19 protein-coding genes and 1 pseudogene are annotated in these 22266 nt (G+C 62.5%); 13 read left to right on the top strand and 7 right to left on the bottom strand.

What is annotated here, in order from left to right:
• Positions 1–41 precede the first annotated feature (41 nt).
• Together X738_RS51950 and X738_RS51945 are read right to left on the bottom strand one after the other, a co-directional pair.
• Complete coding sequence (locus tag X738_RS51950) at positions 42–941, bottom strand: LysR family transcriptional regulator (RefSeq protein ID WP_023798036.1); 900 nt, start codon at positions 939–941, stop codon at positions 42–44.
• A 1-nt stretch (position 942) separates the two neighbouring features.
• Positions 943–2142 carry an amidase gene (locus X738_RS51945; RefSeq protein ID WP_023798035.1) on the bottom strand — a complete coding sequence of 400 codons (1200 nt, stop codon included), beginning with the start codon at positions 2140–2142 and terminating at the stop codon, positions 943–945.
• A gap of 544 nt (positions 2143–2686) precedes the next feature.
• Here X738_RS51945 and odc2 point away from each other — a divergent pair.
• Both odc2 and X738_RS51935 read left to right on the top strand, forming a co-directional pair.
• Positions 2687–3828, top strand: a pseudogene (gene odc2 / locus X738_RS51940) (ornithine/lysine decarboxylase).
• Between the two features lie 162 nt (positions 3829–3990).
• On the top strand, positions 3991–4662 hold the full coding sequence (locus X738_RS51935; protein ID WP_023798034.1) for a GNAT family N-acetyltransferase: 672 nt from the start codon (positions 3991–3993) through the stop codon (positions 4660–4662).
• A gap of 62 nt (positions 4663–4724) precedes the next feature.
• On the opposite strand, the gene X738_RS51930 is transcribed toward X738_RS51935, so the two are convergent.
• A complete protein-coding gene (locus X738_RS51930; protein ID WP_023798033.1) occupies positions 4725–5009 on the bottom strand; it encodes an SCP2 sterol-binding domain-containing protein in 285 nt (94 codons plus the stop codon).
• Positions 5010–5381: 372 nt separating this feature from the next.
• Here X738_RS51930 and X738_RS51925 point away from each other — a divergent pair, with 372 nt between their 5' ends.
• Entirely contained in the window at positions 5382–6803 is a 1422-nt protein-coding gene (locus X738_RS51925; RefSeq protein ID WP_023798032.1) for a hypothetical protein, read from the top strand.
• A 193-nt stretch (positions 6804–6996) separates the two neighbouring features.
• On the opposite strand, the gene X738_RS51920 is transcribed toward X738_RS51925, so the two are convergent.
• Both X738_RS51920 and X738_RS51915 read right to left on the bottom strand, forming a co-directional pair.
• On the bottom strand, positions 6997–7863 hold the full coding sequence (locus tag X738_RS51920) for an alpha/beta fold hydrolase (protein WP_023798031.1): 867 nt from the start codon (positions 7861–7863) through the stop codon (positions 6997–6999).
• Positions 7860–8462, bottom strand: a complete 603-nt coding sequence (locus tag X738_RS51915) for a TetR/AcrR family transcriptional regulator (RefSeq protein ID WP_023798030.1) — start codon at positions 8460–8462, stop codon at positions 7860–7862. The genes X738_RS51920 and X738_RS51915 overlap by 4 nt, the downstream gene beginning before the upstream one ends.
• 126 nt (positions 8463–8588) lie before the next feature.
• On the opposite strand from X738_RS51915, the gene X738_RS51910 reads away from it, so the two are divergent.
• Complete coding sequence (locus X738_RS51910) at positions 8589–9590, top strand: NADP-dependent oxidoreductase (RefSeq protein ID WP_023798029.1); 1002 nt, start codon at positions 8589–8591, stop codon at positions 9588–9590.
• Between the two features lie 68 nt (positions 9591–9658).
• On the opposite strand, the gene X738_RS51905 is transcribed toward X738_RS51910, so the two are convergent.
• A complete protein-coding gene (locus tag X738_RS51905; protein ID WP_023798028.1) occupies positions 9659–11302 on the bottom strand; it encodes an MFS transporter in 1644 nt (547 codons plus the stop codon).
• 463 nt (positions 11303–11765) lie between these two features.
• On the opposite strand from X738_RS51905, the gene X738_RS51900 reads away from it, so the two are divergent.
• From X738_RS51900 to X738_RS51890, 3 genes are all read left to right on the top strand, one after another.
• Positions 11766–12110 carry an ArsR/SmtB family transcription factor gene (locus tag X738_RS51900; RefSeq protein WP_023798026.1) on the top strand — a complete coding sequence of 115 codons (345 nt, stop codon included), beginning with the start codon at positions 11766–11768 and terminating at the stop codon, positions 12108–12110.
• Positions 12107–13033, top strand: coding sequence for an SRPBCC family protein (locus tag X738_RS51895; protein ID WP_023798025.1), 927 nt, complete (start codon positions 12107–12109; stop codon positions 13031–13033). The genes X738_RS51900 and X738_RS51895 overlap by 4 nt, the downstream gene beginning before the upstream one ends.
• A gap of 225 nt (positions 13034–13258) precedes the next feature.
• Positions 13259–13807, top strand: coding sequence for a dihydrofolate reductase family protein (locus X738_RS51890; protein ID WP_023798024.1), 549 nt, complete (start codon positions 13259–13261; stop codon positions 13805–13807).
• A 155-nt stretch (positions 13808–13962) separates the two neighbouring features.
• On the opposite strand, the gene X738_RS51885 is transcribed toward X738_RS51890, so the two are convergent.
• The gene (locus tag X738_RS51885) at positions 13963–14994 is read right to left on the bottom strand and encodes a histone deacetylase family protein (RefSeq protein WP_023798023.1); all 1032 of its coding nucleotides are present in this window, start codon (positions 14992–14994) and stop codon (positions 13963–13965) included.
• Positions 14995–15135: 141 nt separating this feature from the next.
• Between X738_RS51885 and X738_RS51880 the strand changes: the two genes are divergently transcribed.
• From X738_RS51880 to X738_RS51855, 6 genes are all read left to right on the top strand, one after another.
• Positions 15136–16803 (top strand): amidohydrolase, encoded by a 1668-nt coding sequence (locus X738_RS51880; RefSeq protein WP_023798022.1) that lies wholly within the window; start codon positions 15136–15138, stop codon positions 16801–16803.
• Positions 16804–16920: 117 nt separating this feature from the next.
• Complete coding sequence (locus X738_RS51875) at positions 16921–18015, top strand: ABC transporter ATP-binding protein (protein WP_023798021.1); 1095 nt, start codon at positions 16921–16923, stop codon at positions 18013–18015.
• The gene (locus X738_RS51870) at positions 18015–18935 is read left to right on the top strand and encodes an ABC transporter permease (protein WP_023798020.1); all 921 of its coding nucleotides are present in this window, start codon (positions 18015–18017) and stop codon (positions 18933–18935) included. The genes X738_RS51875 and X738_RS51870 overlap by 1 nt, the downstream gene beginning before the upstream one ends.
• On the top strand, positions 18928–19731 hold the full coding sequence (locus X738_RS51865) for an ABC transporter permease (RefSeq protein WP_023798019.1): 804 nt from the start codon (positions 18928–18930) through the stop codon (positions 19729–19731). Before X738_RS51870 ends, X738_RS51865 begins: the two co-directional genes overlap by 8 nt.
• A gap of 29 nt (positions 19732–19760) precedes the next feature.
• Complete coding sequence (locus tag X738_RS51860; RefSeq protein ID WP_023798018.1) at positions 19761–20795, top strand: ABC transporter substrate-binding protein; 1035 nt, start codon at positions 19761–19763, stop codon at positions 20793–20795.
• A 238-nt stretch (positions 20796–21033) separates the two neighbouring features.
• On the top strand, positions 21034–22230 hold the full coding sequence (locus tag X738_RS51855; protein ID WP_023798017.1) for a serine hydrolase domain-containing protein: 1197 nt from the start codon (positions 21034–21036) through the stop codon (positions 22228–22230).
• The last annotated feature ends 36 nt before the right edge of the window (positions 22231–22266 follow it).

Genomic DNA, 22266 nt, shown 5'->3' with positions numbered 1-22266 from the left:
CCAGAAAGCGGGCGAAAATGGGACCCCGGGCGGCTAAAAGCTCATGCATTGTCAATCGACTTGAACCACTGCACCAGGAAATCGACAAAGACGCGAACTTTCGCAGGCAAATAGCGCCGGTGCGGATAGACGGCGAAAATGCCGCCACCCGGCAGGATGCGGTCATCCAGCACGGTCACCAGCCGGCCACTTTCGATATCGGGCGCTGCGATGAAATCCGGCAGGACGGAAAATCCCAATCCCGCCACGGCGGCCGCCCTTGCCGCCATCGGACTGTTGACCTCGATCGGACCTGAGACCGAAACGGTCACCGTGTCGCCGCTGTCGCCCTTGAACGGCCAGTTGGTCAGCCAGCGGCCATTGGTGTCGATGATGCAGGGCATGCGGCCAAGGTCCTGCGGCCGTGCCGGCATGCCGTGCCTGGCGATCAGCTCGGGAGATGCGCACAGCCGCACCGAGAACGGCGCCAGACGCCTGGCGATCAGCGAGGAGCTTTCCAGCCGCGAAATGCGCACGGCGAGATCGAAACCTTCCTCGACCAGATCGACGAAGCGGTCGTCGAGATGAATGTCGAGCACGATGTCGGGATGCTGCTTGGCGAAGTCGATGAGCGATAGGCCGATCGGCGCATCGGCAAAGGTGCGCGGCGCCGACAGCTTGATCCTGCCGCGCACGTCGCCAGAGGATTCGCGCACCGCATCGGCCAGGCTGTCGACCTCGCGGACGATTTCCGAGGCGCGGCGGTAATAGGTGTGGCCCGCCTCGGTCAGCGAGAACTGCCGGGTGGTGCGGTTGAGCAGCAGCGCGCCGAGCTCGTCCTCCAACTCGCGCACATATTTCGACAGCAGCGCCTTGGAGCGGCCGATCTTGCGCGCCGCTGCCGAAAATCCTTCGGCCTCGACAACGTCGATGAAGGCGCGCATGCGGGTCAGCGTATCCATGTCATGCGCTCCTCTGGTGGGCTGAAAGGATGCGCGCGGCAAGCGCCATCAGCTGCCGGTCGCTGTTTTTCGGTCCGAGCAGCGAGAGGCCGAACGGGGCGCCGTCAACCGGGCCCAGCGGCAGGGTGATCTGCGGAAAGCCGGACAGGCCGGAAAGACACAACAGTCTCAGCGCGCGTTCCCGATAGGTCTGCAAATCGTCGAATGAGGCGGCCTTGAGCGGGGCGGCACCCGGAGCGGTCGGCAGCACAAGAACACCGTCTTCGCCAAGCAGGTCGGCAAGTTCGCGACGAAACGAAACGCGACGTTCCGTTTCAAATTGTGCGGTTGCCGCGTCGATGGTTGCGCCATGCTCGAAGCGCTCCTTGACGCCGGGGCCGAGCATCCGATCGCTGCCGGCGATCCAGGCACCATGATTTTGCCAGGCCTCGTACCCCTGCAGTTTGCGGAAGCACCAATAGAGATCGTCGGTGGAATGCGACAGCGGGGCAACGGTGCGCGGTGCGCCCAACACCGATGCGACAGCGCGGACCATGGCGCGATACTCGTCGGCTTCCTGCGGGCCGAGCACGAGCCCGTCCAGCGCATCCAGCGCGAGGGGGCGCTGCAATTCTTGGTTGTGCAGATCGTCGCCGAGCAGCACCGCGCCGACCTTTTCGTAGGTGACCATGTTCCTGGCGAACCAGCCGAACGTATCAAGTGAAGGGGCCAGCGGCATGGCGCCTTCGAGCGAGATGCGGCCATGCGTGGTCCTCAGGCCGATCAGCCCACAAAAGCTTGCCGGAGCGCGAATCGAACCGCCGGTATCGGATCCGGCGGCGATGTCGGCCAGCCCGCCGGCGACCGCGGCGGCGGAACCGGAAGACGAGCCGCCGGTGACGCGATCAGGTGCTGCCGGATTGACCGGCGACGGGAAATGCGCGTTCAGCCCCATCAGCGAGAAGGCCAGTTCGTCGGTCTGCGTCTTGCCGACGAAGCACGCGCCCGAATCAAGCAGCGCCTGGACGGCCGGCGCCGTCGCCGAGGCGGGTGAAGCCTGCTGGTATTTTTGCGGATTGCCGCAGCCGGTGCGGTAGCCGGCGACGTCGTAAATATCCTTGACGGCCAGCCGCAGGCCGGCAAGCGGGCCGGACTGCGCATTGGATATAGGTATACCATCGAGGTCGAGAAAAGCGTTCAGAGGGCCGCGAGTGCCTGCCATGCGTTCGATATCCGGATACAGTTGTTGCAACATTGTTCGACGCCAGGATTTTTACAACCTGGCGTACGATTTTTATTGATTGTGAAATCCATCGACCTTATATCGCGCTTGCCCAAAGTCGCACGTGCCTGTGGGTGTCCGCCGATCCTCAAAATGGTGAGGGATATCGGTAAGGTAACTGGAGCTAACCCCTCCAGTCGGTTTAGCGGCCAACCGCCAGACCGAGGACACCTTGAAGCAACGACGGTGCGGGCCTTTCTGGTGTTCTGCCGGTCGTCCAAAGACCGGGGTTACTGAAGAGGCACACCTTCATTGCCGGCAGTGCGGAACGGGTTCTCCCAATCCAAGCCAAGGCAGACAAAGCGAACCGAGGCCGGGCAAGGCCAAGGTTCACCGCCGCGAGACGGCGCTTCATGGTTCCGGGGTCTCCACCGGCTGGTTCCATGGATTGACGTCCCGCCTTTGTCCACCGCGTGTTCGCGAGGTCAATGACCCGTGTCCCGCAGCCTTTGTGCGCGCCGAAAGGCGCTATGGAGAGACCCCGATGGCTACCCAGCGCATCCTTGACTTCCTCGCCACCCGACGTCCGAACGGCCCTTGCCTCGTCGTCGATCTCGATGTCGTGCGCGACAATTTCCGCGCCTTCGAGAAGGCGCTTCCCGATTCGAAAATCTACTATGCGGTGAAAGCAAATCCGGCGCCGGAAATCCTGCGCCTGCTTGCTGCGATGGGCTCGTCCTTCGACACCGCTTCCGTTGCCGAAGTCGAGATGGCGATGGACGCCGGCGCGCCGGCGGACCGCATCTCCTTCGGCAACACCATCAAGAAGGAGCGCGACATCCAGCGCGCCTATCAACTCGGCATCCGGTTGTTCGCGGTGGACTGCGTCGAGGAGGTCGAGAAGATCGCCCGCGTTGCACCCGGCGCCCGTGTGTTCTGCCGCGTGCTGACCGACGGCGAAGGCGCCGAATGGCCGCTGTCGCGCAAGTTCGGCTGCGTGCCGGCGATGGCGGTCGACGTGCTGCGCCATGCGAGGGCGCTCGGGCTGGACGCCTATGGCGTGTCGTTCCATGTCGGCTCGCAGCAGACCAACCTGACCGCCTGGGACCGCGCGCTCGGCGACGCCAAAAAGGTGTTCGCTACGCTCGCTGACGAAGGCATTGTGCTCAAGATGGTCAATATGGGCGGCGGTTTCCCGACCCGTTACCTCAGGGACGTGCCGGCGGCACAGGCCTATGGCCAGGCGATCTTCTCGGCGCTGCGCAAGCATTTCGGCAACGCGATTCCCGAGACCATCATCGAACCGGGCCGCGGCATGGTCGGCAATGCCGGCGTCATCAAGTCGGAAGTCGTGCTGATCTCGAAGAAGGCCGACAACGACAATGTGCGTTGGGTCTTCCTCGACATCGGCAAGTTCGGCGGGCTCGCCGAGACGATGGACGAGGCGATCCGCTACCCGATCGTCACCGCGCATGACGGCACCGAGACCGCGCCGTGCGTGCTCGCCGGCCCGACCTGCGATTCGGCCGACGTGATGTACGAGAAAACGCCGTATCCGCTGCCCCTGTCGCTGACCATCGGCGACGAGGTGCTGATCGAGGGCACCGGCGCCTACACGACGACCTACGCCTCGGTCGCCNGGTCGCCTTCAACGGCTTCGAGCCTCTCCGATCCTACGTGATCTGACGGCTCGCAAGAGCCGGTCAGATCATCCGGCGCGGGCGACGAGATCGCCCGCTTCGGTTCGCCTGTGGAACAATCCGCTCGTGAAGGATCGCGGAAATGGAAATTGTGGATTTCATCGTTGATGGCGCTGTGAGCCGGCAAATCTCCCCCCTTGAGGGGGAGATGGCCGCAAAGCGGCCAGAGGGGGTCGCCTCAGCTGTCGCGACCTCTCTTGGACTGCGTGGCGCCGGCGCTTCACGCGCGGCGCCCTCCTCTGTCGGCTTCGGCGACATCTCGCCCTCTAGGGGGGAGATTGCTGGCGCTTTCGTCATCACCGCCGAAACCGCTGCCGACGTCCCGGCGCGCGAGGCCTTGCTCGATCGCGCCATGGGGTCGAAGCGCCGGAGAAAATCGTCGGAAAAGCTGCGGCGCGGCCGCCGGCCTTCGGAAGGCCTTGCCTTTGTCGCACGCGATGCGTCGGGCGCTGTCACCGGCACCGTGCGGCTCTGGGATGTCGTGCTGGGCGAGGGCGGTAGGTCCGCCCTTCTGCTTGGCCCGCTCGCCGTCGATCCCACAATCAAGAATGCCGGCATCGGCTCGGCGCTGATGCGCCATGCAATCGCTGAAGCCGCGCGCCTCGGCCATGCGGCGATCCTGCTGGTCGGCGATGCGCCCTATTACCAGCGCTTCGGGTTCTCGGCCGATAAAACCGGCTCGCTGGCCATGCCGGGACCTTATGAGCGGCACCGCCTGCTGGCGCTGGAGCTGGTGGAAGGCGTGCTCGCCGGCGCGCAGGGCACGCTGAAGGCGGCCGGGCGCAAGCTGAAGGCACAGCGGCTGTCGCTCGCTGCCTGACGGATCGGAAACAAGCCGCTGCCATCGGGCGGCGGCTTGTTTCCATCCAGGATTGGAATGGGTCAGCCGATCAACTGGCTCAGCGCCATGGCGACGCTCATGTCGCCTTCGACCTTTATCTTGCCGGACATGAACGCCATGGTCGGGTTGAGATCGCCTGATATCAGCGATTCCAGATCGTCGAGCGAAAGCTTTATCGTGCAGTCGGCCGGCGCGTCGGTGGTCGATACAGCAGCGCCGTCGATGACGATGACGCCGTCGCCTCCGGTATCGAATTTGACGGAACGATCGAACCCGGCACTCGCCACGCGCGCGCTGATCTTGTCGGCAATTTCCTGAACGCCCATGGCCGTTCTCCTCGTCTCGTTGCGTTGTCGCACCCCATTGCACTTCGGTCTGGGGCACTTTGATCCGGCCCGAAGTCGCCGTCTTGCGCGTTTCGCGATCAAGGTCGCCGGCGCATATAGCTTCGGGTTGACGTTTACGTCAACGCGGTTCCCGATATGATGATGGGTTTTATCGCCGCAGTGAAGCTGCGCTGTCCACACTGGCAGTTACAAGGTCTGCATCATTCAAACAGACGAGGACAGTGGCCAGGCCTGTCCCTAGCGTGGGCTCGCCTCATGCGCCACCGCGCGATCAGGGGGAAGGGGATGAACCCGTATCCGGGAGGCGAGGATCAAGACCCCAGATGGCGTTACAGTAGGGGATGTTCAGTCATGAAAATCAGAAGTCTGATCAAGCGTGCCGAGACGGTGGACAGGGCATTCAAGGAACTCGAAGCCGATTTGGCGGATGCGTTCGATGAGTGTCTCAACCTAGACGACCAATCGCCGTTGGACAACGTTCCGGATGAGAACCTCGCGGCAAGGAATGACAACTCTCAGCCCGAGGACGATGCCGACGCTCCCGAGATCGCACGGCGGCTGACCTCCCACACACAAACCCGCCTGGCTGCGCTAGATGCCGTTGAGGGGCTGTTTGACGATGCGCGCGAGTATCTGGAGGAGATCAACACGAAACTGTCGGAGATCGCGACCTCGCATCACCTGACAGGCGAATTCCTGAAGCTGCTTCACGGGGACATTCTTCGCGCCAACGAACTGGAACTGGCAAATGTCAGCCTGACCACGCAGCAAAGAGTGCTATCGGAGCAGTTCCACGATGCGACCAGAAAGCAGCGCGAGCGTGAAAGCGTCGTCGAGGCCCTGCAGCAGCGCGAGATAAGCCTGGCCGAGGACAAGGAGGCACTTCGCAGTGCGCTGGCTGCAGCAAAGCTGGAACTCGTCGTGGCAGGCAATGCGAGCGCAGAACGCGAAGCGGAGTTCGGCGACCTCGTCAAAACGCTTTCGGCCAGAACGGCCGAGGCCAACCGATGCGCGCGCGAGAACGAGATATTGCGGGAAAAGCATGTCAGCCTGTCGATCGACTTCGACAAGGCGCTGAAGCGGGAAGCTGAGGCGCGGCACCGGCTGGACGAGCTCTCGACGATTCATGCCAGTGACGCGGCGCGACTTTCGGAACTGCTGTCTGCGCTCGGCAAGAGCGAACAAGAGGAGACGCGGCTGCAGAAATCGCTCGATATCGCGCAAGCGAAGCTGTCGGAAATGACGGAAGCGGCCCGTATCATGGAAGGTGACAGGGAAGCCGAACGTGCGCGTAGTTTCGCTGAGATCGGCGGCCTGCGTTCCGAAATTCGCAACCTCCAATCACGATTTGAAGTCGCCTCGAACGAGAACAATCAAGCCGCGAGCGAGATCGCCAATCTCAAGGCTCAATGGAGCGACGCTGTCGCCGAAATGCAAATTGCGGAGGAAAGGTTGTCGGTTCTCAGAAAGGAGAACGAAAACGACAAGATGCACCTCTCGACCGTGAGCGCGAATTTTTCGCAGCTTTCCCTGCAGCAGGCATCCGAACAGATACAGCTCGATGTCCAGAGGCAGGAATGCGAGGACCTGCGAGCCGAAGTCGCTGTGCTCGACGCCCGGGTCAAGGAACTGTTGCCCTATGAGCGTCTCCACAAGGTCACAAACGCCAAACCGCATGAGAACGGCGTGGTCGAGATCACCGGTGTCGTGGCGGAGAAGTCCCGCGCCACAAGCAGGCGGCGCGTCCGTACGAGCCTGCGCGCCGCATCCTGACGCACGGGTGTCACTTGGCTTTACGGGAACAGACTGAAGGTCCGTTGTCGAAGCAACGCAGATTCGGCGAATTAGCTTGCGTGCGCTTCCTTCCTCAGGCCTTCCCCGATCTAGTGTACGGTGTTGCCCGTCAGGTTAGCGCATGGATCGAAGCGTCATTCGCCCACCAGCTGGCCACACCGGCACGGCCGGATTAGGCCTCGAGGAAGTCCAGGGCCTTTTCCACGAAGGCGCGGTGATACTGGAAAATGGCCGTATGCCCGCCGTCCTCGTACAGGACCAGCTCGGCATTGGGGAAGCGTCGTGCCAGGTCGACGGAATTGCTGGTGGGCACCATTCTGTCGTGATCGCCATTCACCACGAGCACCGGGTGCCGGACACGCGATAGGTCGGCAGGGCGCTCAAGGCCAAAGGCACGGACTGCCTTGAGCTGCTGGCTGAAAGCGCCGAGGGCGATGGGCTTGTCGCGGTCATTGGTCCGTTCCTTCAAGCGCTGCAGAAACTCGCGCGCCGCCTTCTTGCCGTTGGGGCTTTGGGTGAAGAAGAGGTAGTTCTTTGGGTCCCTGATGGTCAGCGCGGCGCGGATCATGTCGAAGATGGTGACGAACGTCACCCTGTCGATGCCGGTACCCCCGGCTGGGCCGGTTCCCGCGAGGATGATCTTGCGAACCAGATTAGGCTCCAGCTGAACAATCGCCTGGGCGATGAAGCCGCCAAGAGATAGGCCGAGCAGATCGACCTGCTCGAAGCCGAGGGCGCGGATGAAGGCGATCGCGTCGCGGGCCATCGCCTCCACCGTGTTGGGAGTGGACCCGCCTGATGCGCCAACACCACGGTTATCGAAGGTGATAACGCGCCGTTTTGCGGCAATGCCATCGACGACCCGGGGATCCCAATTGTCGAGTACCGCACTCAGATGAGTAAGGAAGATCACCGGTACCCCGGTTGTGGGCCCGAGCTCCCGGTAGGCGAATTTCGTACCGTCGACGTCGACCGTTTTCGTCGGCACGTCCCTGTGTTTGATGATCGCGGCAGGTCGCGACAGATGATGCACGTTCATGATGGTTTCCTTTCTTCCGGCTTGCCGTTCTCGTGGGGCTGGAGCAGCGCCTTCGCCGCCACCGCGCCAGCCTCAAGAATGCGATCGGACAGTTCGGTTCCGTTCACCGCGCGGGACAGCTCAAGCGTGCCGATCAGGGTCGCGAAGACGCCAAACGCGACAGCCTCGGGATCGCGAGCGTCGGGCGTAAGCTCGGCCGCTACCTGGCGTACGAGCTTGAGCAGGTGCTCGGCGTAAACTTGGCGCGTCTCGATCGGCTCACGCGCAATTTCGGGCAACAGCGCGGCTGAAGCGCAACCTTTGCCTGGATTGTCTCGGTGTTCCGCCGACAGATACGTATCGATGGCCAATGACGCGCCGCCGGCGGCCAACAGCTCCTGGATCTGGGCCGTCTGAACCTCCAGGGCGGCCGCCAAACTCTCACGCACAAGCGCCGCCTTGGACGGAAAATGGGGATAGAAAGCTCCATTGGTCAGTCCCGCCTCGCCCATGATGCCGGCGAGACCTGATGCAGCGATGCCGTCGGAGCGAAACCGTTCGGTCGCTACATCCATGATCCGCTGCCGCGATGCTTCCCTCCTGCCTTTCTCGTAGCGCATGTTTTTCTCCTTCGATCAGCTATTGAATTACGACCATATTATCATTAAGTGACTATAATGCAATAGGGCGAGGCACCGGAGATGTCGATCGGGCGCTCCGGGTCTCCTCACTTTAGGAAAGCTGCAATGAAGGCCTTCTTCGTCGATCGATATGCAAAGAAAGCTCGCCTACGGCTTGGAGAGGTTCCAGAGCCGGAAGCAGGGGACAATGACGTGCTGGTGCAGATCCATGCCGCCAGCGTCAATCTGCTGGACTCCAAGATCAGGGACGGAGAATTCAAGCTCATCCTGCCCTACCGCCGACCCTTTGTCGCAGGCCATGACGTGGCCGGAACGGTCATTCGCGTCGGCGCGAAAGTCCGACAATTCAAACCGGGCGACGAGGTCTATGCGCGAGCGCGCGACGGTCAAATCGGAGCGTTCGCTGAATACATCGCCATTAATGATGCGGACGTGGCCCTGAAGCCAAAGAACCTCAGCATGGAAGAGGCTGCGTCCATTCCCCTGGTGGGGCTGACCGCCTGGCAGGCGCTGGTTGAAAAAGCGAAGCTGAAGAAAGGACAGAAGGTCTTCATTCAGGCTGGTTCCGGTGGAGTGGGGACATTCGCCATCCAATTGGCAAAGCACCTCGGCGCAACGGTCGCCACGACAACAAGCGCGTCGAACACGGATATGGTCAGGAAGCTGGGCGCCGATGTCATTGTCGACTACAAGAAGGATGACTTCGAGAAAGTCCTTTCGGGCTACGATGTCGTCCTGAATAGCCAGGACAACAAGACCCTCGAAAAGTCCCTGCGTGTGTTGAAGCCAGGTGGCGTCGCCGTTTCGATCTCCGGTCCGCCCGATCCTGGGTTTGCCAGGGAGAAAGGGCTGAACTGGGTGCTGAACCTGGTCATGCGCGTTTTGAGCGCAGGCATCAGGCGACGGGGGAAACGCGCAGATGTCCGATATTCGTTCCTGTTCATGGCGGCCAATGGCGGGCAGTTGACAAAAATCACGTCGCTCATCGAAACGGGCGTCATCCGCCCGGTTATAGATCGCGTCTTTCCGCTTGAGCAGACCAACGAGGCATTGGCATACATTGAACAGGGCCGGGCCAAGGGCAAGGTCATCATCAAGGTCAAATAGCTTGTCGGCGCAACGCGGCACAAGCGAATGAGCTTGCGCGTGCTTCCTCCGACAGGGCTTCCGCCAACCTAATGCTCGATTGGTCCTTTCGGCATGACGATCGCGGTGCCGGCGGTTGTCGGACGCTCGATCATGCGGCGGACGCGCGGCGGCTCGTCGCCGCTGTGCAGCGCCCTCAGGCGCTCGCCGACAACGGCGTCGGCGTGGGTGGCCCGCTTGTTGTGGCGGATGTATTCGAGCCATGTCGGCGTGTGATAGTGCTCGATCCATATTGCGGGATTTTCGAGATCGCGCGCCAGCGTCCAGCTGCGGGCGCCGTCACGGCGGCGGATGCGGCCGCGCTCGGCCATGGTGGCCAGGAATTCCGGCACGTCCTCCTCGCGGATGATGTATTCGATCATGATGGCGATCGGGCCGCTGCGCAGTTTTAGGTCGAGCGCAAGGTGCGGCTCCTTGAAACGGTTCAGCGGATCGAGGTTGAGCACCGCCTGCTGCGGCAAGGGCAGCAACAGGCCGATCGCGCCGCCCGCCAGCATCGCGACGGCGGCCGCGGTCAGCGCGAACTCGGCGCCCTGCGCATCGGCGACGACACCCCAGATCCAGCTGCCGAGGGCGATGCCGCCGAAGGTCGCCGTCTGATAGACCGAGAGCACCCGGCCGACCACCCAGCGCGGCGTCGACATCTGCACCGTGACGTTGAAATGCGCCAGCGCGACCACCCAGCAGGCGCCGCCGATGAGCAGCCCGAGCGACGTTTGCCAGGCCTGATCGCTGACGGCGGCATTGAAGGCGCAGAGCGCAAAGCCGGCGAATGCCATGCGCACCATCGTCTCGCTCGACAGGATCTGCCGCAGCCTGACGCTGATCAGCGCGCCGCCGACGGCACCGATACCGAAAGCACCTAGCATGATGCCGTAGGTCAAGGCATCGCCCTTGACGACGTCGCGCGCCACCAGCGGCAGCAGCGCCAGGACCGCGCCGGCGCTGAAGCCGAAGGCCGCACCCCTTACCAGCACCTTGCCGATATTGGGCGACATGGCGACGTAACGCAGGCCGGCACCCATCGCCGCGCCAAGCGTCTCGCGCGGCAGTGTCGAGGCCGGCAGGTCCGGCTTCCAGCGGGCCAACACGATGATCAGCCCGACATAGCTCAATGCGTTGGCGGCAAAGGCCGCTGCGGTACCTGCGGCGGCGACGATGATGCCGCCGATCGCCGGACCGACGCTGCGCGTCAGGTTGAAGCCCAGCGAGTTGAGCGCGACGGCAGCCGGCAGCTTGGCGCGCGGCACCATGTCGCCGACGGAAGCCTGCCATGACGGGTTGTAAAGTGCCGTGCCGCTGTTGATCAGGAAGGCGAAGGCGAGCAGCGTCCATGGCGTCATCAAGCCAAGATAGGTGAAAACGGTCAGCAGAACCGAGACGACCAGCATGAAGATCTGGGCAATCAGCATGACCTTGCGCCGGTTGAAGCTGTCGGCGATGGCGCCGGCAACGAGCGCAAACAGCATGATCGGCAAGGTGGTCGAGGCCTGGACCAGCGCAACCTGATAGGACGAGGTGGCGATCGTGGTCATCATCCAGGCGGCGCCGACGCCCTGGATCAAGCCACCGAAATTCGAAACCAGACTGGCGGACCATACGGCGCGGAAAATGCCGTGCCGGAACGGCGCCAGCGCCGAGACGCGTTCGCTGTCCGGCTCGTCGTCGATCATGGATGCTTCCCCGACTTCAAATGCTGCGTTCTTCCAGAATCGGTGCCCTCATGCCGTCCCTTAGAAGTAGAGCATGACTTCGCAAAGGGCGAACGCCTTTTCAAAGAAGATCATGGTCCAACAATAGGATAGCGGTGGCGGGAACAGGTCGGCGGCCATTCTCGCAGGCCGCGTGAAGCGCTTCGGTGAGGTGTCCGACTTTCTGTCCGCCGCGCCCGCTGCCTGCTGCCGTGAACCGATAAACGCGAACGGCTGAGATTGGTGGGAAGCGGACTGGCGGCTTCAGGATTTTGTCTTCGATTGCAAGCATCAGCCCGTGCGAGCATCGCTACGAGCAACTTCTCTGCGGACTTGGCAACAGAATCCGCCTGCTCCAAGAACTCGGCGCGTTGCGCAAAAAATACTTAGCGACTTGACGAAGTTTTTGCTTGCGCCACCGGCAAATTGGGCGATAGTTAGCAACATGGCTAAGCATGATCTTGATCTCTCGCTGCTCTTCCACGCGCTCGCTGATCCGACCCGCCGGTCGATCCTGACCCGGCTCGCCGAAACACCTGCGCGGGTAACGGATCTGGCTGGGCCCACGGGGCTGCGGCTGCCCACGGTGATGCGGCACCTTTCCGTGCTGGAGGAGGCAGGGTTGATCACCACGTCCAAGGACGGGCGGATACGCACCTGCGCCATCGTACCCGAGGCTCTGGATCCAGCGCGAACATGGCTCGATGAACAGCGGGCCATCTGGGAAGCTCGGCTCGACCGGTTGGACGCATTTGTGATGAATGTGATGAAGAAGGAGCGCGCAGAATGACACAGAACCTCGCTACAAACAGTGCGACCCGTGCGGTGCCCGATGATAGGAAGGGCCGTTTTGCGACGCTGACCTTCGAACGGGACGTGGCCGCGCCATTGGCCGTGCTGTGGGAGGCTTGGACGGCGCCGGCCGCGCGGGCGATCTGGGCTGCGCCGTCGCCCTCGGTCACCGTGGAGTTTTTGGAGGCCGACACCAGGGTGGGTGGACGCGAGATCTCGCTCTGCAAGGCAGAGGGCCAGCCGGACATCCGCTGCGAGTGCGGCTGGCTGGTGTTGCAGCCAGCGCTGTGCAGTGTGAACTACGAGGTGATCTCGTGCGAAGGCGTGACGCAATCAGCAGCGCTGGTGACGGCAGATCTCTCAGGCACGCACGAGCGCAGCCGGCTAGTCGTGACGGTGCAACTTTCCTCGCTGGCGCAGGACATGGAAGCAGGCTACCGGGCGGGCTTCGGTGCCGGCCTGGACAACCTCGCGGGCGCGGCCGAACGAACCATGGTGCTGCAGCGGGTGATTCAGGCGCCGCGGTCCATCGTCTGGGGCGCGTGGATGAACCCTGAAACGCTGCCGCAATGGTGGGGGCCGGAAGGCTTCTCCTGTCGAACGAAGAGGATCGACTTGCGAGCGGGCGGCGAGTGGGTATTCGACATGATCGCGTCTGACGGCACGGTTTTCCCGAACCACCATCTCTATAACGAGGTCCGGCCCGAAGAGAGGATCAGCTATACGCTGCATTGGGGCGAGAACGGGCCGAAGCATGCCGACGCCTGGGCCTCGTTCGAGGATCAGGACGGGGCAACGAAGGTAACGCTGGGCATGGTATTCAGCACGGCTGCCGAGTTCCAGGAGGCGAAGGGCTTCGGTGCCGTGGAACTGGGACTGCAAACATTGGGCAAACTGGAACGCTTCGTCGCATCCCGCTGAAATGCTGCGACTTCCCGTCGGCCCGAATCAGGGGTTGCGGACGAGTTCTCCATGTCGCGCCTGTCCTCATCGGCGACGGCATCCGCCGCTTCAGTCAGAACGGCATGGTGCCGATCAGGCTGGAGAAGACCGAGCTCTCGGAAGCGGGGCAGATCACCAACATGCGCTTCCGCTTCACGGGATAGGCCGAGAATTCACAAAGGGATACACGAAGAGGAGGTTTCTATGAGAAAGCTGATCATATGGGACATGGTGAGTGTCGACGGCTTCTTCGAAGGTCCGGACAGGGACATCAGCTGGTTCGTCTTCGAAGAAGAACTCGAGAACTACATTCGTGAGACCCAGGAAAAGGCCGACACGCTGATCTTCGGCCGGGTGACCTACGAGCTCATGGCAGCCTATTGGCCGTCCGAGCAAGGCTGGATCGCGGATTTCATGAACAAGATCGAGAAGTTGGTCTTCTCGCGCACGCTGAAAAGCGCCGACTGGAACAACACGAAGCTCTTCAACGGCAATGTCGCGGAAGAAGTCTCCAAGCTGAAGAGCAGGGACGGCGGAGACATCTTCGTGTTCGGCAGCGCCGACTTCACGGCGACCCTGATGGAGCACGGCCTGATCGACGAGTATCACCTCGGGATCAACCCCGTCATTCTCGGGAGAGGCACGCCGCTCTTCAAGGGCGGCCCGAATCTGATACGCCTGAAGCATCTCGAGACGAGGACGCTCAAGTCAGGTGTTGTCATCCTCCATTACGCGCCGGAGAGCAGACAATGACGATCGATCCGCCGTTTCCCGTCAACCAGGCTTGTCGAATTGGGAGGGCCCGGGGAAGTGGCGCGCTCCAGACGATCGGCGGCCAAGTGGCGTAGCTGCCATCACCGCTGCGCTCTCGGGTCGAACGCCCGGGGCAGCCCTTTGGGCGACATGCATTACCGATCTTCGAATCCGGTCAGCACGCCCACCGCATTGATGCCGATTTCCTCGACGGCGTAGCCGCCTTCCATGACGAACAGCGTCGGCAGGCCGAGCTTGGCGATGCGACGGCCAATCCTGGGATAGTCGGCGCTTTTCAGCTTGAACTTGCTGATCGGGTCCTTCTCGAACGTGTCGACGCCGAGCGAGACGACTACGACCTCGGGAGCGTAAGCTGCAAGTTTTGCGCAGGCGTCCTCCAGCGAAGCATTCCAGGCATCCCATGTGGTGCCGAACGGCATGGGGTAGTTGACATTGAAGCCTTCGCCGGGCCCAGTGCCGCGCTCGTCGGCGTGGCCCAGGAAGAACGGATATTCGGTCATCGGGTCGCCATGCAGGTTCAGCACCTGCACGTCGTCGCGGCTGTAGAAGATCTCCTGCGTGCCGTTGCCGTGATGGTAATCGACATCGAGGATCGAGACGCGCCTGGCGCCCTGGTCGCGGAACCATTGCGCGGCAACCGCGGCGTTGTTGATGTAGCAATAGCCGCCCATGAACGCAGCACCGGCATGATGGCCGGGCGGGCGGCAGAGCGCGAAGGCTGATATCTCGCCGCCCTTGACCAGAGCGGCTGCGGTCAGCGCCACATCGTAGGACGACTTGATCGCCTCCCAGGTGCCTTTGACGAAGCTGGCGCCGCCGTCGAAGGAGTAAAAGCCAAGCAGCGCATCGATGGTTTGCGGGCGCACATCGCCGCGCAAGCCGCGCGTCGGCCAGGTGAAGGGGATGGCCGAGCCCGTCCGGCCCGACGCTTCCCAGAGCGGCCATACGGTCGGCAGGAAATCGATGTAGTCGCTGCTATGCACCTGCTTGGCGGCAGCGAGGTCGTGCGTGTGGGGCGGCAGCACCGGGCCGAGCTTTTCGCTCTCCACCCTCGCCTTGATGAACTCGGCGCGCGAGGGCTTCTCGAAGGCCGGCACGATGGCGCCGGCGATCAATTCGACATTGCCGGAATGGCAGGCATGGAGGGGCGAAAAAACAGTCTTCATGAAATTGTTCCGTGGTGAGATGCGGCGACCCTAGCCGTCTTGCACTGCCTTTCACAAGGCGCTGGGCCAACCAGCCATGGCTTGCTGGCACGGCAGCTACTCGTCTAGCCTGTCGGTAGCGCAACCGAACCGCGGGTAATCATGAGTTCAAATGCCGACCTGATCGTCATCAATGCCCGTGTGCTGACCATGGACGAAGGCAATCCGACGGCCGAGGCGGTGGCGATAAAGGACGGCAACATCCTCACGGTTGGGGATCGCCGGACGATTGAGGCGCTGAAAGGGCCGGCCACGAAGATTATCGATGCGCAAGGCGGGTCGATGGTGCCGGGCTTTATCGAAGCGCATATGCATCTTTTCGGCGGCGCGGCCGAACTCGACAATTTGCACCTTCAGGGCGTGCATGGCTTCGATGCACTGAGCGACGCGATCCGCGCCTATGCGGCGGCACGGCCGAACGCCAAATTGCTGCTTGGGGCCGGCGTCGACTACACCATCCTTTCCAAGGAAGAGCCGGTCACCCGCCATCATCTCGACCGCATCATCGCCGACCGGCCGTTCGCCATGTCGGCTTCCGATCATCACACGATGTGGGCCAACACCAAGGCGCTGGAGCTGGCTGGCGTCCTGCACGGCAAGCAACTCGGTCCCGGCAACGAGATCGTCATGGGAGCGGATGGCCTGGCGGCGGGCGAATTGCGCGAGGGGGAGGCGTTCGGGCCAATCCTCGAGCTTTCGGGGCGGAACCGAGTGCGGCTCGGCATTGCGACAGGCGGAGAGCCCGAGCCGTACCCTTCCGCCGCCGAAGTCGCGGCCGATCGTGACCTGATGCATCGCGGGTTGGAATGGTGCGCCCGCCACGGCATCACCTCGATCCAGAACATGGACGGCAATCTTTACCAGCTCGAGCTGCTAGCCGGGCTGGAACAGGAAGGGCGACTGCTCTGCCGCACCAAGATACCTTTTCATTTCAAGAACTTCATGACGCTCGACAGGCTGGAAAAGGCATCGAGCATGGCCAACTCCTACCAATCGGAATGGCTGTCGTCCGGCATGGTCAAGATGTTTTACGACGGCGTGCTGGAAGGCTGGACCGCGGTGATGGTCGACGACTATGCCGACCGGCCGGGCTGGCGCGGTGAGCCGCTGTTTACGCCGGAGCATCTCGCCGAGGTGGCGGTGGAGGCCGACCGGCGCGGGCTGCAGGTCGCCGTGCATTCGATCGGCGACGGCGCGGTGCGCGCGGTCCTCGATGGTTATGAGGCGGCGCGGCGGAAGAACGGCAGGCGCGACAGCCGGCACCGGGTCGAGCATATCGAGGTGGTCACTGCCGCCGACATACCGCGCTTCGCAGAGCTTGGCGTCATCGCCTCGATGCAGCCGCCGCACCCGCCCGGCGCCATGGACTTCCCGCTGGAGCCGACGCTTTCGCGCATCGGCCGCGAAAGATGGCCGCTGAGCTATGCCTGGCGGACGTTGAAGCAGGCGGGCGCGCATGTCGTCTTCGCTTCCGACTGGCCGGTGTCGCCGATCGATCCGATCCTAGGCATTCAGGCGGCGGTGCTGCGCAAACCTTGGGCAGAGGGCGATCCCGACCAGAGCTTTTCGCTGCATGAATCACTAGCGGGCTACACGGTGGAAGGCGCCTATGCCGAGTTCATGGAGCACCGCAAGGGCCGCCTCAAGCCAGGCTTTATGGCCGATCTGGTGGTGCTCTCAGCCGACATCGAGGCGACCGCGCCGGAAGCACTGCATACGGTGCGGCCGGTGACGACGATCTGCGGCGGCAAGATCACCTACCAGGCCTGACGGGTATTGCATTCTGGATCGACATTCAGATGCATGCTTGCCAAGCCATGCGCCGTGTGCTGACAATCGAGTGGGAACTGGATCCGCCAGAAGAGCGGACACAAGAATGGGGTAATCGTGCCGGAACAACCGGGTAGAAGTGCAATTGAAGTTCGTGGCGTCCGCAAGGTCTTCGGTAGCGGGGAGTCACAGGTCGCCGCCCTCGACACGGTTTCGGTGTCGATCCGCGAAAATGAGTTCTTCACGCTGCTTGGTCCGTCCGGCTGCGGGAAGACGACGCTTTTGCGGCTGATCGCCGGCTTCGACTTCCCGAGCGCCGGCGAGATCTTGCTGCACGGCCAGGACATAGCGCCGCTGCCGCCGTTCAAGCGGCCGGTCAATACCGTGTTCCAGAACTATGCGCTGTTCCCGCATATGACGGTGGCCGAGAACATCGGCTTCGGCCTCGAAATGCTCGGCAAGCCCAAGGCCGAAGTGAAGGCGCGCGTCGCCGAGATGCTGAAGCTGGTCAAGATGGAAGCGCTCAGCAACCGCCGCACCAGCCAGATTTCCGGCGGCCAGCAGCAGCGCGTGGCGCTGGCGCGCGCCTTGGCGCCGCAGCCGAAAGTGCTGCTGCTCGACGAGCCGCTGTCGGCGCTCGACTTCAAGCTGCGCAAGGAGATGCAGATCGAGCTGAAGCGGCTGCAGCACGAGACCGGCATCACCTTCATCTTCGTCACCCACGACCAGGAAGAAGCGCTGACCATGTCGGACCGCATCGCGGTGATGTCGTCGGGCAAGATCCTGCAGGTCGGCACGCCCTGGGACATCTACGATAAGCCGGCGGAGCGCTTCGTCGCCGACTTCATCGGCGAAACCAATTTCCTGATGGCGGCCATATCAGGCATGGGCAACGGCAAGGCACGCGCAACGCTCAAATCCGGCGCGACCATAGACGCGACTGTGGCGGAAGGCTTCCAGCCAAAGGACAATGCCACCGTGGTGGTCAGGCCCGAACATGCCAAGCTGACCAGCGGCAAGGGCGACCTGTCGGGCACGGTGGAAAACATCGTCTATTTCGGCACCGACACGCACATCCATGTTCGCCTGGACAGCAGCGAGAGCTTCACCGTGCGCCAGCAGAACACGCGCAGCGCCGGCTGCGGTTTCGAGCGGGGCGACAAGGTCGGCATCTCGATCGGCAACGACGCCGCGCAAGTGCTGAGGGATTGATGGCGAGCGCGGAACAAGTCGCTGAGGAGGCCGAGCGCCGAGAGATCCGCGATCGCTGGCTGCTGTCGGCGCCGGCGCTGATCATCATCTTTCTCGCCGCGAGCGGACCGCTGCTGATCGTCGTGATCTATTCCTTCCTGACGCCGGGGCCCTATGGCGACGTGGTGTGGAAATTTTCTACCGACGGCTGGCTGTCGGTGTTGATGCAGCGTGACATCTTCGACGACACTCTGGCCTTCGCAGATGCGCATTTGTCGATCTTCTGGCGTTCGATAAGCCTGTCGTTCTACACCACCGTGCTGACGTTGTTCTTCGGCTTCCCCACAGCCTATTTCATCGCCACGCGACCGCCGAAGACGCGCGAGGTCTGGGTTTTCCTCGTCACCATTCCGTTCTGGACGAATCTCCTGATCCGCACCTTCGCCATGCAGCAGGTGATCCGCAACGAAGGGCTGGTCAACACGGCGCTGATGGCGCTCGGCATCATCAAGCAACCGCTGCAGATCATGAATACCGACGCCGCCATCTTGTTCGGCATGATCTATATCTACCTGCCTCTGATGGTGCTGCCGATCTACGCCTCGATGGAGAAGCTCGACTTCCGGCTGGTCGAGGCCGGATATGACCTCTACGCCGGTCGCTGGCAGGTTCTGCGCCGCATCATCTTCCCGTTGATCAAGCCCGGCTTCATAGCCGGCTCGATACTGGTCTTCATTCCCTCGCTTGGCGCCTATGTCATTCCGCGGGTGCTGGGCGGCGGCAAGAACATGATGCTCGGCAACCTGATCGAACTGCAGTTCGGCGCGGGCCGTAACTGGCCGCTTGGCGCGGCCATCTCAATTACGCTCATGGTGCTGGTGATGATCGCGCTCCTGTTCTACGTGCGCAACGCATCCGGGTCGCAGGGCGCCCATGGCTAAGCGTCCGTTCGACATCCAGGCGCAACCCGGCTTCGGGTTCATGGCGCTTCTGACCTTCTTCGCGCTCTATCTGCCGATCGCGGCGCTCGTCACCTATTCGTTCAACACGGCGGATTCGCTTTCGCGCTGGGACGGCGTCTCACTGCGCTGGTTTATTTCGGCCTGGCACAATTCGGCCGTGCAGGACGCCTCCGTCCGCTCGCTCGTGCTGGCGGTCTCGGCCGCCGCGCTGTCGACGATCGCCGCCACCATCGCTGCGCTGGCCACGACCCGCACGCGGCCCTATCCCGGCCTTACCTTCAAATACGCCTTCATCAACCAGCCGCTGATGGTGCCGGAGATAGTCACCGGCGTCGCGCTCCTGATCGTGTTCTCGCGCATCAAGGTCTGGACCGGTTACTCAGGACTCGGTTACCTGATCGCCGCGCACACCGCCTTCTGCATCCCGTTCGCTTACTTGCCGATCCGGGCGCGGCTGGAGAGCATGGACCTGACGCTGGAGCGCGCAGCCGCTGACCTATACGCCACGCCCTGGAAAGCCTTCCGTTTCGTGACGCTGCCGCTCTTGAGGCCGGCCATCATCGCGGGCTTCATGCTCGCCTTCGTCATTTCGCTCGACGATGTGGTCATCACCGAATTCGTCAAGTCCGGCGGCCAGGATACGCTGCCCACCTACATGCTCGGCCAGTTGCGGCGCGAAACGAGCCCGGAAATCAATGCGATCGCCACGGTATTCCTGGCGCTGTCGGTGGTGCTCGTAACCGCGTTCTACTTCGTCAATCGGCGCAAGCCATGACCAACGATTGCCAAAACGGGAGAATAGCAATGAAATGGAAGACCACGGCTGCCACGGCGGTATTCGCAATGTTTGCCTTTGCGGGCAGCGCGTATGCGGAAGGCGAACTCAACATCTTTAATTGGGGCGACTACACCAGCCCCGAGATGATCAAGAAGTTCGAGGATACCTATAAGGTCAAGGTGACGATCACCGACTACGACTCCAACGACACCGCGCTAGCAAAGGTACGCGCCGGTGGTCATGGCTTCGACATTGTGGTGCCGTCGGCCAACTACGTGCCGATCTGGGTGAAGGAAGAGCTTCTGCTTGAGGCCCGGCCCGACCAGATGGAGAACTTCAAGAATGTCGACGAGCGCTGGGTGAACGTTCCCTGGGATCCGGGCCGTCATTATACGGTTCCGTGGCAGTGGGGCGTGAGCGGTATCGGCGTCAACACAAAGGTCTATGACGGCGACATCAACACCTCGGCCATCTTCCTCGATCCGCCGAAGGAACTGGTTGGCAAGATCAATGTCTCGCCGGAAATGAACGACGTGCTGTTCGCCACCATCAAGTATCTGGGCGGCGACTGGTGCACGGACGACAAGGAACTGCTCAAGAAGGTGCGCGACAAGCTGGTGGAGGCCAAGCCGAAATGGCTGGCCATGGATTATAGCGTGACCGAGAAGCTACCGGCCGGCGACTATTCGGCCGTCTACTACTGGAACGGCGCCATCATGCGCTCGCGCATCAAGAACCCCGACATCAAGTTCGGCTACCCGAAGGAGGGCTTCCCCTTTTTCATGGACAGTGTTGCCATCCTCAAGGATGCCAAGAATGTCGACAACGCCAAGCTGTTCATGAACTTCATCATGGATCCCGAGAACGCCGCCATGATCTCCGCCTTCGCCAAATATGCCAATGGCATCAAGGGCTCGAAGGCATTCATGCCAGCCGACATGAAGGATGCGCCCGAACTGGTGGTACCGCCAGAACTGGAGAAAGCGGGCGAGTTCCTCACCCCTTGCTCGCCCGAGGTGCAGCAACTCTACACGCGCATCTGGACGGACGTTCAGAAATAGCGGCACTCCGCCTTCTTCCGCGCGAGCGGGAAGAAGGCGGGTCAAGGGCCGGATGAGGGGTAGCGCTGAATTCGCAGCGTTCGCGCCGCCCCTCACCTGGCCTGCCGGCACTGCCCTTCGCCATGGCGTCGGGCGTTCGTCACTCGAAAGGCCCATTCGGGGGCTTTTTCGTCCGCTGTGCAGACCGCTCCTCATCCAAGTGAACGGAAGAGCGGCATGCGGCGGCAGGGAAATTCTCATGCAGTCTTACCGCAACTCCGATCCGCGGCCGCCGATCATGCAGGGCTCACCGCCCAGGATGGTGCCGCCGAAGCTCGACTGGGATAGGGGACCCTGGAACCGGTGGGCGTTCCAGCATATCCGTGAAATCCTGCCGACCGTCGAAGTCTGGCGCGGCAATGGCCATCGCCGCCGGTTCGAGCGCGCCGACGCCGATCTCGACGCGTTGCCGGTGGGCGGCAGCACGGGGCAGCCTTCGACGCTGGCCGGGCTGCTGGACGAAACCTATACGGATGGGTTCCTCGTGCTCAAGGATGGCAAGATCGCCTATGAGCGCTATTGCAACGGTATGACCGAGCGCACGCCGCATTTGTCGCAGTCGATGGCCAAGTCAGTCACGGGCTCGGTGTTCGGCATACTCGCCGGGCGCGGCCTGATCGATCCCGCCATGCCGGTGACGACCTATCTGCCGGAGCTGGAAGCTACCGGCTGGGCCGACGCCAGCGTGCAGCACGTGCTCGACATGACGACCGGCGTGCGCTTTTCCGAGGAATACACCGACCGCTATTCCGACATCGGCCAGGTCGATGTCGCCAGCGGCTGGAAGCCGGTGCCGCCGGACAGCGACCCGGCCTTCGAGTGGCCGTCGCATATGTTCGAATTGATCCTGCGGCTCAAGAAGACAAGCCGGCCGCATGGCGCTGCGTTCGAATATCGTTCGATAGAGACCGACGTGCTCGCCTTCATCATGGAACGGGTGACCGGCAAGCGGCTGGCGCAACTGGTTTCGGAAGAACTCTGGCAAAAGCTCGGCGCGGATGAAAGCGCCTGCTTCACCGTCGACAGCGCCGGCTACGCCATCGCCGATGGCGGCTTCAACGCCACGCTGCGCGACTATGGCCGTTTCGGCCAGCTGATCCTCGACAATGGCGGCGGCGTCGTGCCGGCCGACTGGATCGAGGCGACGCGCACCGGCAGGCACGGACCGGACTTCAATCCCAGCCTGCCGCAAGGCAGCTACCGCAACCAGTTCTGGATCGAGGACCAGCGCTCACGCGCGCTGATGTGCCGGGGCGTGTTCGGGCAGCTGATCCATATCGACTGGAACACGAGAATGGTCGTGGTGAAGCTTTCGAGCTACCCGGATTTCACCGACATCGCCTATTCGGGGGCGACGCTGAAAGCCGTCCACGCGATCGCTGCCGCGCTGGCCTAGAGACCGTTTGGCAACTCTACTCTGGCGGCCATCTGA

Origin of the sequence: Mesorhizobium sp. L48C026A00 (assembly GCF_000502375.1) — a bacterium.
GTDB lineage: Bacteria > Pseudomonadota > Alphaproteobacteria > Rhizobiales > Rhizobiaceae > Mesorhizobium > Mesorhizobium muleiense.
Note: the sequence above shows the minus strand (reverse complement) of the source record. Positions and strands in the feature narration are given on the sequence as shown.